General features: G+C 42.6%; 15 protein-coding genes. 14 read left to right on the top strand and 1 reads right to left on the bottom strand.

Annotated features, from left to right (window positions below):
• Positions 1–30 precede the first annotated feature (30 nt).
• The gene (ychF, locus tag MKY93_RS20265) at positions 31–1,131 is read left to right on the top strand and encodes a redox-regulated ATPase YchF (RefSeq protein ID WP_078818759.1); all 1,101 of its coding nucleotides are present in this window, start codon (positions 31–33) and stop codon (positions 1,129–1,131) included.
• Between the two features lie 58 nt (positions 1,132–1,189).
• On the opposite strand, the gene MKY93_RS20260 is transcribed toward ychF, so the two are convergent.
• Complete coding sequence (locus MKY93_RS20260) at positions 1,190–1,732, bottom strand: DUF3267 domain-containing protein (protein WP_340760878.1); 543 nt, start codon at positions 1,730–1,732, stop codon at positions 1,190–1,192.
• Positions 1,733–1,886: 154 nt separating this feature from the next.
• Between MKY93_RS20260 and rpsF the strand changes: the two genes are divergently transcribed.
• From rpsF to MKY93_RS20195, 13 genes are all read left to right on the top strand, one after another.
• Positions 1,887–2,174: a 30S ribosomal protein S6 gene (gene rpsF, locus MKY93_RS20255; RefSeq protein WP_009499350.1), complete on the top strand. Its 288-nt coding sequence runs from the start codon at positions 1,887–1,889 to the stop codon at positions 2,172–2,174.
• Positions 2,175–2,222: 48 nt separating this feature from the next.
• The gene (gene ssb, locus MKY93_RS20250; protein WP_009499349.1) at positions 2,223–2,735 is read left to right on the top strand and encodes a single-stranded DNA-binding protein; all 513 of its coding nucleotides are present in this window, start codon (positions 2,223–2,225) and stop codon (positions 2,733–2,735) included.
• Positions 2,736–2,776: 41 nt separating this feature from the next.
• Positions 2,777–3,016, top strand: coding sequence for a 30S ribosomal protein S18 (gene rpsR / locus MKY93_RS20245; RefSeq protein ID WP_171805962.1), 240 nt, complete (start codon positions 2,777–2,779; stop codon positions 3,014–3,016).
• Between the two features lie 334 nt (positions 3,017–3,350).
• Positions 3,351–4,289 carry a YybS family protein gene (locus MKY93_RS20240; protein ID WP_340760877.1) on the top strand — a complete coding sequence of 313 codons (939 nt, stop codon included), beginning with the start codon at positions 3,351–3,353 and terminating at the stop codon, positions 4,287–4,289.
• Between the two features lie 11 nt (positions 4,290–4,300).
• Positions 4,301–6,274: a DHH family phosphoesterase gene (locus tag MKY93_RS20235; protein WP_340760875.1), complete on the top strand. Its 1,974-nt coding sequence runs from the start codon at positions 4,301–4,303 to the stop codon at positions 6,272–6,274.
• Entirely contained in the window at positions 6,274–6,720 is a 447-nt protein-coding gene (gene rplI / locus MKY93_RS20230; RefSeq protein WP_040760012.1) for a 50S ribosomal protein L9, read from the top strand. The genes MKY93_RS20235 and rplI overlap by 1 nt, the downstream gene beginning before the upstream one ends.
• A gap of 24 nt (positions 6,721–6,744) precedes the next feature.
• On the top strand, positions 6,745–8,091 hold the full coding sequence (gene dnaB, locus MKY93_RS20225) for a replicative DNA helicase (protein WP_425441362.1): 1,347 nt from the start codon (positions 6,745–6,747) through the stop codon (positions 8,089–8,091).
• Positions 8,092–8,311: 220 nt separating this feature from the next.
• A complete protein-coding gene (yycF, locus tag MKY93_RS20220) occupies positions 8,312–9,022 on the top strand; it encodes a response regulator YycF (protein ID WP_078818756.1) in 711 nt (236 codons plus the stop codon).
• A 6-nt stretch (positions 9,023–9,028) separates the two neighbouring features.
• Complete coding sequence (walK, locus tag MKY93_RS20215; RefSeq protein WP_340760872.1) at positions 9,029–10,852, top strand: cell wall metabolism sensor histidine kinase WalK; 1,824 nt, start codon at positions 9,029–9,031, stop codon at positions 10,850–10,852.
• Positions 10,843–12,174, top strand: coding sequence for a YycH family regulatory protein (locus MKY93_RS20210; RefSeq protein ID WP_078818755.1), 1,332 nt, complete (start codon positions 10,843–10,845; stop codon positions 12,172–12,174). The genes walK and MKY93_RS20210 overlap by 10 nt, the downstream gene beginning before the upstream one ends.
• Positions 12,161–12,973: a two-component system regulatory protein YycI gene (locus tag MKY93_RS20205; RefSeq protein ID WP_221837422.1), complete on the top strand. Its 813-nt coding sequence runs from the start codon at positions 12,161–12,163 to the stop codon at positions 12,971–12,973. The genes MKY93_RS20210 and MKY93_RS20205 overlap by 14 nt, the downstream gene beginning before the upstream one ends.
• 11 nt (positions 12,974–12,984) lie before the next feature.
• Entirely contained in the window at positions 12,985–13,773 is a 789-nt protein-coding gene (locus MKY93_RS20200) for an MBL fold metallo-hydrolase (protein ID WP_078818753.1), read from the top strand.
• A 117-nt stretch (positions 13,774–13,890) separates the two neighbouring features.
• Positions 13,891–15,144 (top strand): S1C family serine protease, encoded by a 1,254-nt coding sequence (locus tag MKY93_RS20195; RefSeq protein ID WP_340760867.1) that lies wholly within the window; start codon positions 13,891–13,893, stop codon positions 15,142–15,144.
• Positions 15,145–15,233: the final 89 nt, after the last annotated feature.

The following is a 15,233-nucleotide window of genomic DNA, read 5'->3' as shown; positions in this document are numbered from 1 at the left end:
CTTTGGATAGATGAGAAAGGTGTGGGAAGAATGGCGTTAACAGCTGGGATTGTAGGTCTTCCGAACGTGGGGAAATCAACATTATTTAATGCAATTACAAAGGCAGGAGCGGAAGCGGCAAACTATCCATTTTGTACGATCGATCCGAACGTAGGGATCGTTGAAGTACCAGATGAGCGTTTGGATAAGCTGACAGAACTCGTTGTTCCTAAAAAGACTGTTCCGACTGCATTCGAATTTACTGATATTGCAGGAATTGTAGAAGGCGCGAGTAAAGGAGAAGGATTGGGAAATAAGTTTCTTTCCCATATTCGTGAAGTCGATGCAATCTGCCAAGTAGTCCGTTGTTTCGTGGATGAAAATATTACGCACGTTGCAGGTAAAGTGAATCCGATTGATGATATTGAAATCATTAATTTGGAATTGATCTTAGCGGACATGGAAAGCGTGGACAAACGTTTGGCGCGCGTTTCCAAAATGGCGAAGCAAAAAGACAAAGCGGCTATGATCGAAGAACCAATTTTATTGAAGTTAAAAGAGGGCTTTGAAAACGAATTGGCAGCGCGTTCTGTTGATTTGACGGATGATGAATATCAAGTGGTCAAGGGCATGCATTTATTGACGATCAAGCCAATGCTTTACGTTGCAAACGTCTCGGAAGATGAAATTGCCGACGCTGACAATAATCCGTATGTTCAGCAAGTGCGTGATTTTGCTGCGAAAGATAATGCGGAAGTCATTGTCGTATGCGCGAAGATTGAAGAGGAAATGGCAGAGCTTGAAGACGATGAGAAGGAAATGTTCTTAGAGGAACTCGGCATCAAAGAATCAGGACTCGATCAATTGATCAAAGCAACGTATAATTTGCTTGGATTGGCTACTTATTTCACGGCAGGCGTTCAGGAAGTGCGTGCATGGACGTTCCGTAAAGGCATGAAAGCTCCGCAATGTGCGGGCGTTATTCATACCGATTTCGAACGGGGCTTTATTCGGGCGGAAACGGTAGCTTACGATGATTTAGTAGAGAATGGGTCGATGGCAGCAGCGAAAGAAGCTGGAAAAGTCCGTTTGGAAGGTAAGGAATACATCGTTAAAGACGGCGATGTTATGTTGTTCCGTTTTAACGTGTAATTGGGGTATTTGAAAAGCTGTTTCCTTATCTTGATGGGGAAACAGCTTTTTTGTACATTCATTCAGTACTATAAATGTAAAGCTTCGGCAGCTCGGGATCATCTTTCACCATGGCGTTATCAGGAAACTTCTTCAGCTCTTTATACATTGCAAAATCCCCGGCTGCTCCGCCAATCAGTAATGCACCCAGCATCAGCAAGACACCGTCACCTATATAGAGCGCAATTACAGCCGGTAAAATCCCTGTCATCCAAAAGGGCAGTAATAACGCTTTACGAATTCCTTTATTGTCCATTAATTGATCTGCCGTGGCATAAGCAATTCCCATTTTTAAATTGACTCCGTAGTCCATGTTCTTCCAAGGTACTTTGCAAAAAACACGGAATCCTAGCAAATGGAAAAACTCATGTACCACAATTAAAATAAGATATCCGATAAATCCATAAAGCAAATACCAAAAAGAAAAGGTCAACTCCAATCCGCCTTCTAGCAGAAAACGAATCAGGAAAAGTGCGAGAAGTGGAAGGACTGTCAGCCAAATACTCTCCTTCGCTACTTTTTGCAAATCTAATTCTACAATCACAGGATGTTGTTCTTCCATACGCAATCACTCCTTGATCCTCTCAGTATAGTCTATTAAGGGTTGATGTTTCAACGGAGTTGTGGTAATATCAACTGATGTGAGTAATATCAAAATTACTTACTCCTTGCCCGCTTGAAAAGCAGGGCCCAAGTCCATAAGGAGGTGACTATTGATGAGAAAGTACGAGATTATGTACATTATGCGCCCAACTCTTGAAGATGACGCGAAAAAAGCATTGATCGAACGTTTTGATAACGTCCTAACTTCAAACGGAGCGGAAATCATCGAGTCGAAAGAGTGGGGCAAGCGTCGTCTTGCATACGAAATCGACGACTTACGTGAAGGTTACTACCAATTAGTAACTGCAAACGCAGGTACTGAAGCAATCGATGAATTTACACGTCTAGCGAACATCAACGAAGGTATCATTCGTCATATGACTGTTCGTGTGGATGCGTAAGCTGATATAAACTAATTTAATCTGATGATGAGGGAGGTTTGATTCTGAATGATAAACCGTGTCGTTTTAGTTGGTCGATTAACGAAAGATCCTGAACTAAAGTATACACAGAGTGGTATTGCAGTGACTCGTTTCACTCTGGCAGTGAACCGTGCGTTCTCTAACCAGCAAGGAGAGCGAGAAGCAGATTTTATTAACTGTGTAGCTTGGCGTAAACAGGCTGAGAATATCGCGAATTACTTACGAAAAGGAAGTCTTGCCGGAGTAGATGGTCGTATTCAGACGGGCAGCTTTGAAGGACAAGATGGTAAGCGTGTTTACACGACAGAAGTTGTTGCAGACAGTACTCAATTTTTGGAACCGCGTAGTGCCAATCAAGAACGGCCACAAACGCCATCTTATGGTGGAGCGCCTTCTTATAATAATGCACCTTCGCAAGACCAAGGGTACAACCAGCAATCCTACCAACCGAATCAGCAAAATATGACGCGTGTCGATAACGATCCATTCCAACCAGGCGGCGGTCCGATTGAAGTAACAGATGACGATTTGCCGTTCTGATTGATAGGTTCATTCATACGCAAACAGGAAGGAGGACAACAATTATGGCACCACGTCGTGGAGGTCGCAGACGTCGTAAAGTTTGCTATTTTACTTCAAACAACATTACACACATCGACTATAAAGATGTAGATTTGTTGAAGAAGTTTATCTCTGAGCGAGGAAAAATGTTGCCTCGTCGAGTTACTGGTACAAGCGCTAAATACCAACGTAAATTGACGATCGCAATCAAACGTGCACGTATCATGGCACTTCTTCCGTTCGTAGCAGAAGAGCGGTAATATATAAACCGCCACTGACTGAATTATTCAGTCAGTGGCGGTTTTTTTATCTAAATTCACGAAAGTTTGGTCCATTTTACGTTAGTGTCAGTGAAGTAATCCCTTAAGAGTCGTCCATTTAGAATAATAGCTATTGATTGCGTAGTGTTCACTAGATATCCTAATTAACTGGAAGTCATAGCTCCCTCTACTTTTGTTTTCAGAGTGAATCATGATACAATTAGAAGGATGAATGTAACAAAATTTTAATAAAGACCAGTAGAACATTGTCTGCTTACGGAAAATCCGTATGCTGGAACAGAACAAGTTGTGAATGAATTGAGGCGTGAAGGATATGCAAGATCAAGCAAGGAGAATTACGTACGGAGCGATGATGATCGCATTATTTGCCCTACTATTGGCGTTCACGATGTATGTACCGTTGCTCGGTGCATTGACGCTGCTGTTTATTCCGCTACCTATAACGCTGTATCGTTTGCGTTATGACCGGCTTTCTACATTGCTGGTGGCCGCGTGCACTTGGCTCATTACACTGCTGATCGGTGGACTGCTGTCGATTCCGTCAGCCATCGTATTGAGTGCTGTCGGATTTGTCATCGGAGATACAGTTCGTACAGGCAAATCAAAGCTTTATGTATTTATGGCGACAGGGCTGACGTTATTAGTGTCTTTGAGTCTATTGTATCTCGGTTCTGTATGGTTTTTTAAGATGAATCCGATTGAACAGCTATTGCAGCAATTCCAATCGATACAGGAAGAAGCATTGGTCATGCTTACCGGAATGGGGAATTCAACAAGAGACATAGAAAAGATGGTGGCTGAGGCGTTTACCTATTATCAAACGATCGTCCCGTCGCTGTTTATTTTATCAGTTTTTATAGCGGCCTATTTGTTTGTAATGCCAATTTTGGCGGTCGCTGCACGCTTACGTTTTGAAGTTCCTAAGTTTGCTTCCTTCCTTACTATGCGTTTGCCGTTTGCTACTGTGGTCGTCTATATGGTTTTGTTATTGATTTCCATTTTATCACAGACGGAACAAGGAACGACATTGTATCTTATGGAAGCGAATGCCATTCTCATCTTTAGATTCTTATTCTTCATACAAGGTTTGGCGTTGATTTATTTTGCATTACACACGATGAAGTTACCGGGAATCGTCAATTTACCGGCTACGTTGCTTGCAATGTTCCTCAGTCCGTTTACTGTAATGCTAGGTGTTATAGATATCGCCATCAACGTTCGTGCTTGGATAGGTAAAGACAAGAGAGGGTAGGAGATGAACTATTGAATTTATTTTATAAAAAACGAGCTATACGGACTCCGTTGGCAATCTTGTCACTCCTTGGAGCGGTAGGTGCTGTCTTGCTGATGCTTTACCAATTTTGGATTGGGCTGTTTTTCGCGGTCATTTTTGCAATGGCACTCGCGATGGCCTGGAAGATGGAAAATGAAAGTTATCAAGAAACTGAAAAGTATATTGAAACGCTATCTTATCGAATGAAAAAGGTCGGTGAGGAAGCGTTATTGGAACTCCCCATCGGGATCATCTTATTAAACGACAAGTACTTGATCGAGTGGGTGAATCCATTTGTCTCTTCTATCTTTCCGGATGAAACATGGATTGGAACCGACCTGTATGATATGAATGAAGGCTTCCGTCAAATAACGAAAGAGGACAATGAGCAGGAAGTCATCACACTGAATAACCGTTCGTACAGAGTATATTATAAACCGGAAGAGAAGTTACTATATCTATTTGACGTAACGGAGCGGATGAAGATCCAATCTCTTTATTACGAGGACCGTACGACCATCGGAATTTTGCTGGTAGATAATTATGATGAGCTTTCGCAAACGATGGATGATCAAACTCGGAGCCGTATGAATTCCTTGGTCACTTCACTTGTCAACGAGTGGGCAGAGGAGAATGGTATTTTTGTTAAGCGTATTTCTTCTGATCGTTTCTTAGCGGTGTTCAATGAAGGTACATTGGAAAAGTTAGAGAAGACCAAGTTTGCCTTGCTAGATACAATCCGTGAGAATACAGCAAAGCATACCGCACCGCTTACATTGAGTATTGGTGTTGGAACAGGTACTACGTCTCTCACAGCTCTTGGTGAGTTGGCTCAGTCAAGTCTAGATTTGGTTCTAGGCCGAGGCGGTGACCAAGTCGCCATCAAGCATTACGATGGTAAGTTGAAATTTTACGGAGGTAAGACAAATCCGGTTGAAAAGCGGACGAGAGTGCGGGCGCGGGTTATATCTCATGCGCTGCGTGACTTAATCCAGGGCAGTGATCGTGTATTTGTCATGGGTCATAAGATGCCAGACATGGATGCGGTAGGTGCGTCAATCGGAGTACGTAAAATGGCGCGTATGAATAATGTAGAAGGCTATGTTGTTGTTAATTTTGATGAGTTGGATGCAAGTGTCAATCGACTGATGGATGAAGTTGAAAAAGACGAAGAACTATTTAAGCATATGCTTATGCCAGATGAGGCACTGGAATTGATGACAGAGCGTTCATTGGTGGTCATTGTAGATACGCATAAGCCAAGTATGGTCATTGACGAGCGTGTCTTAGAAAAGGCACAAAAGGTTGTCTTGATTGATCACCATCGACGTGGCGAGGAGTTCATAAACAATACCGTTCTTGTTTATATGGAACCTTATGCATCATCTACGGCGGAACTGGTTACGGAACTTCTGGAATACCAGCCGAAAAATGAAAAATTGACGATGTTGGAATCTACTGCAATGCTCGCGGGGATTGTCGTAGATACGAAGAGCTTTACGTTGAGGACAGGAGCCCGGACATTCGAAGCTGCTTCATATTTACGGACGAATGGAGCCGATACCGTATTGGTGCAACGCTTATTAAAAGAAGATATTGCAACGTATATCGAGCGTTCCAAGTTAATTGAGACCGTAGAGTTTGCGGGCGATGGCGATATTGCGATTGCGAAAGAACACGATGGTGTCGTCCATAGTTCAGTGCTCATTGCACAGACCGCTGACATCCTACTGACAATGCAAGGCATCTCCGCTTCCTTTGTAGTGGCTCAGCGTGCTGATGGAAAAGTTGGAATCAGTGCCCGGTCATTAGGTGAGCTAAATGTCCAAGTCGTTATGGAAGACCTAGGAGGCGGAGGTCATCTGACAAATGCAGCTTGTCAATTAGAGATAGGATCAGTTGAGGAAGCTGTCGAAATGTTGAGGAATACACTAGATCAATACGTGGAGAGGGGAAATGGATGATGAAAGTAATTTTTTTGCAAGATGTAAAAGGAAAAGGTAAAAAAGGTGAAGTAAAAGAAGTATCAACGGGTTATGCGCAGAACTTTTTGCTGAAAAATAAGATGGCAATCGAAGCAACGGCAAGCAATCTTAGCCAGTTGGAAGGCCAAAAGAACCGTGAAAAGAAAGATGCAGCAGCTGAACTGGCAGAAGCAAAGGAACTAAAAGAGACAATTGAGAAATTAACAGTTGTACTAAAAGCAAAGTCCGGTGAAGGCGGCCGACTATTCGGTTCTATTACATCGAAACAAATTGGACAAGCATTGGAAAAACAACATAACATCAAAGTGGATCGTCGAAAAATGGAGCTGCCGGATGCGATTCGTGCGCTTGGATTCACAAATGTACCGATAAAATTACACCCTGATGTAACCGCAACATTAAAAGTGCAAGTTACAGAAGAATGATAAGGAGATAATAGTTTGAACCAGATGATCGAACGTACACCTCCTCATAATAATGAAGCAGAACAGTCGGTCATTGGGGCTATATTTTTAGAACCACAGGCACTAATTACCGCATCGGAAATTTTATTGCCAGATGACTTCTACCGGATTGCCCATAAGAAGATTTTCGATACAATGCTTGTGTTGAGCGATAAAGGACAGCCGATCGATCTTGTTACCATCACCGAAGAACTAAAGGTGAAAAATGAGCTTGAGGATGTTGGAGGAATCTCCTATTTAACGGAGCTTGCCAACGCCGTACCAACCGCAGCGAATATCGTACACTACGCAAACATCGTAGAAGAGAAGGCTTTATTGCGACGACTGATTCGAGTAGCTACGGGCATTGTAGAAGATGGTTATACTCGAGAAGATGAAGTTGAAGCTTTGCTTGGTGAAGCTGAGAAAAAGATGATGGAAGTGTCCAACCGCAAAAATGCCGGTGACTTCCGTCATATCAAAGATGTTTTAGTAGAGACGTATGATAACATTGAATTGTTGCATACACGTAAGGGTGAGGTGACAGGGATTCCAACTGGTTTCCGTGACTTGGATAAAATTACGGCAGGCTTTCAGCGCAATGATTTAATCATTGTGGCGGCTCGTCCTTCTGTTGGTAAGACGGCTTTCGCCTTGAACGTCGCACAAAATGTGGCGACAAAGACGGATGAAAACGTCGCGATTTTCAGTCTGGAAATGGGTGCTGAGCAGCTCGTCATGCGGATGCTTTGTGCGGAAGGTAATATCGATGCACAAGTGCTTCGTACAGGGAATTTAGAAGCGGATGATTGGCGCAAGCTGACTATGGCGATGGGGTCCTTATCCAATGCCGGAATTTTCATTGATGACAGTCCAGGGATTCGTATCAATGAGATTCGATCCAAATGCCGACGCCTGCAGCAAGAGCACGGTCTTGGGATGATCATGATCGACTATTTGCAGCTTATTATGGGAAGTGGGCGCTCCAGTGATAACCGTCAACAGGAAGTGTCCGAGATTTCGCGTTCATTGAAGGCATTGGCGCGTGAATTAAAAATACCTGTTATCGCCCTTTCTCAGCTTTCCCGTGGCGTAGAACAGCGGCAAGACAAGCGACCGATGATGTCTGACTTACGGGAATCCGGAAGTATCGAGCAAGACGCCGATATCGTATCGTTCTTGTACCGTGAGGATTATTATGACAAAGAAACTGAAATGCAGAATATGATTGAGATCATCATAGCCAAGCAGCGTAACGGTCCGACCGGTACGGTGACGTTGGCTTTTGCAAAGGAATACAATAAGTTCTTAAATATTGACTGGAGTCAGCATGAAGCACCTCCATCCTATTGAGCGACAACACTTCTTTTCTCTAGATGTATAGAAAAGGAGTGTTGTTTTTTCACTATCCACCGAACATGTATTTCCCGGGAAATAGCAACATGTGGTAGCTACTTGAAAAAAGTGCGATTTGAGTGTAATCATGATAGAGTTAAAGGATATGGAAAGATTTTTTCTTTGTAGCTAATTGTCTATAAAACCGATTGCCAAATTGGCAGGAAAGGAACAGACCATGCAAAATAAAACAATATTCATAGTAGACGATGAAAAACCCATCGCAGATATAATAGAATTTAATCTGAAAAAGGAGGGCTTTACGGTTTTTTGTGCGTATGACGGAGAAGATGCGATTAACCGCGTGGAAGAAATTCAACCGGATCTTATGCTGCTCGACATCATGCTGCCAAAGCGTGATGGTATGGAAGTATGTCGGGAAGTCCGTAAGAAATATGATTTTCCGATTATTATGCTGACAGCTAAGGATTCAGAGATCGATAAAGTATTAGGACTAGAGCTTGGAGCAGATGATTATGTCACTAAGCCATTTGGTACTCGTGAATTAATTGCGCGTGTAAAAGCGAACTTGCGACGCCATGCGAGAACAATGGAAGAAGACAAGGAAGAAGCGACAAATGATATTACGGTCGGACAGCTTGTCATTCAGCCAGATGCTTATTTTGTACAAAAGCGCGGTGAAACGATTGAACTAACACATCGTGAATTCGAGTTGCTGTTTTACTTAGCAAAGCATATTGGACAGGTGATGACTCGAGAGCACTTATTGCAAACAGTATGGGGCTACGATTATTTTGGAGATGTGCGAACAGTCGATGTCACGATTCGGCGTTTGCGTGAAAAGATTGAAGACACACCGAGTCACCCAAGCTGGATTGTCACAAGACGTGGCGTAGGTTATTACTTGCGCGACCCGGAACAGGAGTAAGTCACTATGCAGAAAGTTGGCTTTTTCCGGTCGATCCATGTCAAGTTCGTCTTGATCTATGTATTACTCATTCTCGTGGCGATGCAGATAATCGGGCTTTATTTTGCTACTACGCTGGAAAAAACACTAAAAGAAAACTTTACAAATTCGATTGTAGACCGGATGAATTTGGTAGAGTTCAGTGTGAGGGAAGAAATTACGAAAGAACGGGAAGATGGCGATCCCACGCTCGAACAAGGCTTAAAAAATGTTCTCACTGAGTTTACTTCAGATGATATTAAAGAAATACAAGTCATTAACCCAAAATATCGTATTTTAGCTACTTCTTCATTTGAAAATCAAATGAGAGTCGGACAACATTCAAATAATGACAGTGTACGGAAGTCCATCACATCTGAAAGTATTAAAGATGTCATCACACTCGATCCTCAATCGCATAAACGAGTCCTTGCGTTAGCACAACCTATATTCAATGGGAATGAAATTATCGGTTCGCTCTACGTCGAAGCCAATATCGAGACCGTCTTTCAGCAAATCGAACAAATTAATCGAATACTAGCCGGAGGGGCCGCATTTTCGCTTACCATCACGATTATTGTCGGGATTTTTATTGCGCGGACTTTTACTCGTCCCATCTCGGACATGCGGCGACAGGCACAGGCAATGGCGAGCGGAAACTTCATGCGAAAGGTTAAAGTGTACGGAACCGACGAAATGGGCCAGCTGGCAATTGCGTTTAATCATTTGACCAATCAACTGCAAGAGTCGCAATCAACCACCGAGAGTGAGAGACGAAAACTAGCCTCTGTTCTGGAAAATATGACGGACGGAGTTATTGCGACCGATCGAAAAGGTCGTGTCAGTTTGATTAATGATTCTGCACTACAGATGCTTAACCTAACGACGGATTTGGTGATTAACCGTCCAATTGCTAGCATTCTGGGCATTGAATCAGAGTATACATTTGAAGAGCTGATTCAAGTAAAAGAGTCGATTCCTCTAGATTTCAGTACGGAAGAGCAATCTTATATTTTACGTGCAACGATTTCTGTGACGCAACGCGAAACAGGTTTCGTCAACGGTTTAATTGTCGTATTGCATGACAATACGGAGCAAGAAAAGATCGACATGGAACGCCGTGAATTCGTTTCAAACGTCTCCCATGAATTACGTACACCGTTGACTACGATGCGCAGTTATTTGGATGCATTGGCTGAAGGGGCATGGAGAAGTGAAGAAATCGCACCGAATTTCCTTCACGTAACACAAAATGAAACAGAGCGGATGATCCGTCTCGTTAACGACCTACTGAAGCTATCTCGAATGGACAGTAAGGAATATGAGCTGAATAAAGAATGGGTAGAATTCAACCGATTCTTCAATGCAGTCATCGAACGTTTTGAGTTCTCCAAGTCACAAAATGTACACTTCACACGCAACCTATATTCAAGCAGTTTATTTGTCGAAATTGACACCGACAAACTAACTCAAGTACTCGACAATATTATTTCCAATGCGTTGAAATATTCACCAGACGGCGGGGAAGTCCGTTTTGGCGTTACAGTTTCCGGTGATCATATTAAAGTTATGATCTCAGACGATGGGATGGGAATCCCCAAGTCGAATGTGAATCGCATTTTCGACCGTTTCTATCGAGCGGACAGAGCACGCTCTCGTGCCCTTGGTGGGACAGGTCTAGGTCTCGCAATTGCAAAAGAAATGATTGTTGCACATAAAGGAAGCATTTGGGCTCAAAGTGAGGAAGGAAAAGGGACAACGATCTTCTTTACATTGCCATTTGAACAACAAGAGGACGGTGAGTGGGATTGAAGTATATTGAAACAATCAAATCCATCATATTACTGTTGCTTGTCCTTCTGAGTGTAATGTTCACCTTCACAATTTGGACGTTCACTCCAAATTATGAACCGATGGAACAATTACAGACGGTTGATATTTCCATTGCCGAAAAGAAGACGATTGATGAAATTATCAAACCGTATAAAGTGATTACTAATTTGAAAGATCAAGTGCTTGGTTCTGTTGATTCTGGCAAGATTAATACGATCCTTTCAGAGATGGGTACTTGGAATTTGACAAACTTGCAGAGAGTGAATCAAGACATGACGAAATTGGATATTTCACAAGTGTTGCGGCAGCCAAGTCAGATGATACTTTACTTCCAAGGCGAAGTCCCAATTCTTGTCTATGATAATGTACTATTGATCGACGATACTAGTATTCCGGAGGATACATTCAATCGACTGGTCATCGACTGGAGTCAATCCACTCAACTGCCGACTGTTCATTTTTTAAGTGAAACAAGTGGCATACATTATCAAGCACAAGTCAGTTTGCCGAATAGATCAAGCTTTCTACGCAATATTGTTGATGTCGGTCAGTCGTTTGCCGAGTATGCTGAAATTGATCGAGGCAACGCACCATTCTTGGCAGTTTCAAAAGATCCAGTCACTATTAAACGGTATACGTATTATCAAGAAGAGGTTAATCCAATTCAATTTCGAAATGCATTATTCAGTGATCCGAGTGCTGTCCGACGCAATCAAACCGATACCAACATAGAAGAGTATGTTGATGACCATCGTGCGCGAATGGACGTCAATACGAAGAATAAAACACTGACCTATGTCATGCCGGTCGCGGAAAGTCAGGAAATTGCAATTCCTTCAGAGCTGCTTGTAAACACAATTGATTTCATCAATGAACATGGTGGTTGGACGGACGACTTCCGCTATGCATATATGAATCCCATTTCCCGCTATGTTAAATTTCAGTTATATGTGGACGGTTTGCCAGTCTATAGTGATCAGTCCGGCACAAATGAGATAATAGAATACTGGGGAGAGTCTCAAATCTACAAATACATTCGGCCGTATTACAAACTTGTCAATTTCGAGACAGTAGATGAAGAACTTCCGTCAGGTTTGGATGTGGTAGAAGCACTCAAAGAGTCTGACGAATTGGACTTTGATTTGATTGATGAAATCTCCACGGGTTATTACTTGATTCATGATGAAAATAGCAGATTGCTCATTTTGCAGCCTTGCTGGTATTATCTGATCAAAGACAACTGGTTCCGCTTTATACCAGACGGCTCTTCTGAAGGAGGTGACCGGGTTGGATTGGAATAGAACCAAAACGATCTTTATCATCGTCTTTTCAATTTTGAATATTTTCTTGTATTCTTTATACGTGAATCGCCAAATGGATGTCGGGGATATGCAGGTCATTGGAAAAACTTCTTTGGAAGAAACGTTGCAGTTAGAAAATATCACCTACAGTCCGATCCCGTTCACTAAAAAGGAAGTCTCTTATTTATCAGCCCATATGGCTACATTTACTGAAGAAGATCTGAAGCAATTAAATAATCAGTCATTTGTACTGATTGATAAAACACGTTTGCTTTCTCATCTGAAAAAGACAGTAAAGGCGAGAGATGGGGATGGCAATTATGAGTTCGATGATTTTCTAGCGAAGTATATTCTCAAAGGTGATAGCTACGCATTGTGGGATGTCGATGAAGAAGAGCAACGTGCTGTATTCTTTCAGCGAGTGAAAAGTGAAACCATCTTCTACAGTCCCAATGCAATGTTGGTTGTTCATTGGGATGACGAAGGGAACATTACGCATTATGAACAGCGTATGCTAGAGGATTTTGTCAGCTTCAATCACAAAAAGGAATTGTTGTCACAGGACGCTGCAGTAGGCTCACTTGTAACGCGTGGCTATTTGAAACCCGATTCTACTGTCGTACAGGTCAAGTCAGGATATTCTATTCTAGTCCAATTGACGGAAACCCAAGTATTTGCACCGACGTGGAACATTCAGGTAAAATTGAAGGATGGAACTATCGAAAACTACTTCATTAATGCAATTGAAGGAAAAGTGATTGAGTTCCAATCCGATCTACTAGAAGAACAGACAGAATAGGAGTTTTCCACATGCGTTTTAGCATTTTAGCGAGTGGCAGTACAGGCAACTCGCTTTATATAGAGACGGACGAGCATGCTTTTCTCGTGGATGCCGGGATGAGCGGTAAGAAAATCGAAGGCTTGCTCGGCTCGATCAATCGCTCCATGAAAGAAATAGATGCTATTTTTGTCACACATGAACATAGCGATCATATTAAAGGAATTGGTGTTCTCGCGAGGAAATACAAAACCCCCATTTATGCTAACGCAAAGACATGGTCAGCGATGGACGGTCTTGTTGGAGAGATTCCATTGGATCAACGTTTTCATTTCGACATGGAGACAGTGAAAACATTCGGGTCGTTGGATATTCAATCATTTGCCGTGTCTCACGATGCAGCAGATCCCATGTTTTACACATTCAATGAAGGGGATCGAAAGCTAGCTGTTATCACCGATACAGGATATGTCAGCGATCGTATGAAGGGTCATATCGCAGGAGCTGACAGTTTCGTCTTTGAAAGCAATCATGATGTAAGCATGCTGCAAATGGGGCGTTATCCATGGTCTATTAAACGTCGAATCCTGAGTGATGTCGGCCACGTGTCGAATGAAGATGCAGCTGTCGCGATGAGTGAAGTCGTAGCTCAAAAAGAGACGCATATTTATTTAGCACACCTTAGTTTAGATAATAATATGAAAGACTTGGCGCGCATGAGCGTGGCACAGACATTGGAGAGTTGCGGTATTCGTGCAGGCGAATATGTCCATTTACGCGATACTGACGCAGCAGAATCTACAGAGCTTGTACTTGTCTGAAAAAATGCGAAAAGCCTTGCTTTAATTAGTAAGGCTTTTTTGCATTTTCAATGATAGATTGGGGTAAAGTACATGTATGATATGTAATGAGAACATTTGGATAAGGAGGATATGCGAATGGATGATGAAAGAAGAGGGATGGATGGAGAAAGAGAACAAGAAAGAGAAGAAACATCATGGCAGCCAATCCCGCCTGCCGAAACGAAACAAGAGAAAAAACGTAAAAGTGGTTTTTGGATGGGCCTGCTAGGTGGAATAATAGGTGGACTGATCGTTTGGTTGGTCGTAATGTTTGCATCTGATTCAACAACAAATGAAGTACAAGTAAATAAACCTTCTAATTTAACAGAGACACAACACAGCCAAGTTCCTATGGATATTTCAACAGAGATTACGGACGTAGTAGATGACGTAGCTTCGGCTGTTGTTGGTATTACCAACATCCAGACAGTTCAAGATTTCTGGTCGGCAAGGACTTCTGTCCAGGAAGCTGGGTCAGGCTCAGGCGTTTTGTACAAAAAAGATGGAGACAAAGCATATATCGTCACCAATCATCACGTCGTGGAAAATTCAGAGCAATTGGAAGTCAGCTTTGACGACGGAACTAAAGTAGAAGGAAAGCTGATCGGCAGCGACTTATGGACGGATCTAGCCGTAGTTGAAATTGATTCGAAACATGTAGATACGGTAGTGGAATTCGGTGATTCCGATGCGCTAAAACGCGGCGAGTCGGTCATCGCCATAGGTAACCCACTTGGACTAGGATTCGCAGGGTCTGTCACAGTCGGTGTCATTTCAGGGAAAGATCGTTCGATTCCAATGGATCTGAATAAAGATGGAATCATCGATTGGCAAGCAGATGTATTGCAGACAGATGCTGCAATCAATCCAGGGAACTCAGGTGGTGCACTGATTAATATGGCAGGTCAGCTGATCGGCATTAACTCCATGAAAATTTCACAGGAGACAGTAGAAGGAATCGGATTAGCAATTCCGATTAATATTGCATTACCGATCATTGAACATCTTGAGGAGACAGGGCAAGTGAATCGACCGACAATGGGTGTTTCCTTACTCGATCTTCAGCAAATTCCAAGTCAACAGCAGCAACAGACCTTGAATTTACCCGAGGATGTGACGGAAGGCGTGGTCGTAACAGAAATCATGCCGAATTCCCCAGCGCTTGCGGCAGGCGTTAAAAAGTATGATACAATTGTTCAATTGGATGAGGAGAAAGTGACGGATATGGTCGCGCTTCGTAAATATTTATACAATAAAAAAGAAATTGGCGATCAACTGAAATTGAAAGTGTATCGTGATGGAAAACCAGTGGAGTTAGAGATGGTCTTGAAGGATGGCAACACATTCTAAGACTATCCACAACCTGAACAAATTACAATCCACATCAGGCATCGAGCAGAAACGTGCTACGGTGCCTGATTTTTTATGGAGTTATCCAA

The organism is Sporosarcina sp. FSL W7-1283 (assembly GCF_038003105.1).
GTDB classification, from domain to species: Bacteria; Bacillota; Bacilli; order Bacillales_A; family Planococcaceae; genus Sporosarcina; species Sporosarcina newyorkensis.
The sequence above is the reverse complement of the archived record's forward strand: the minus strand, read 5'-3'. Positions and strand labels throughout refer to the sequence as shown.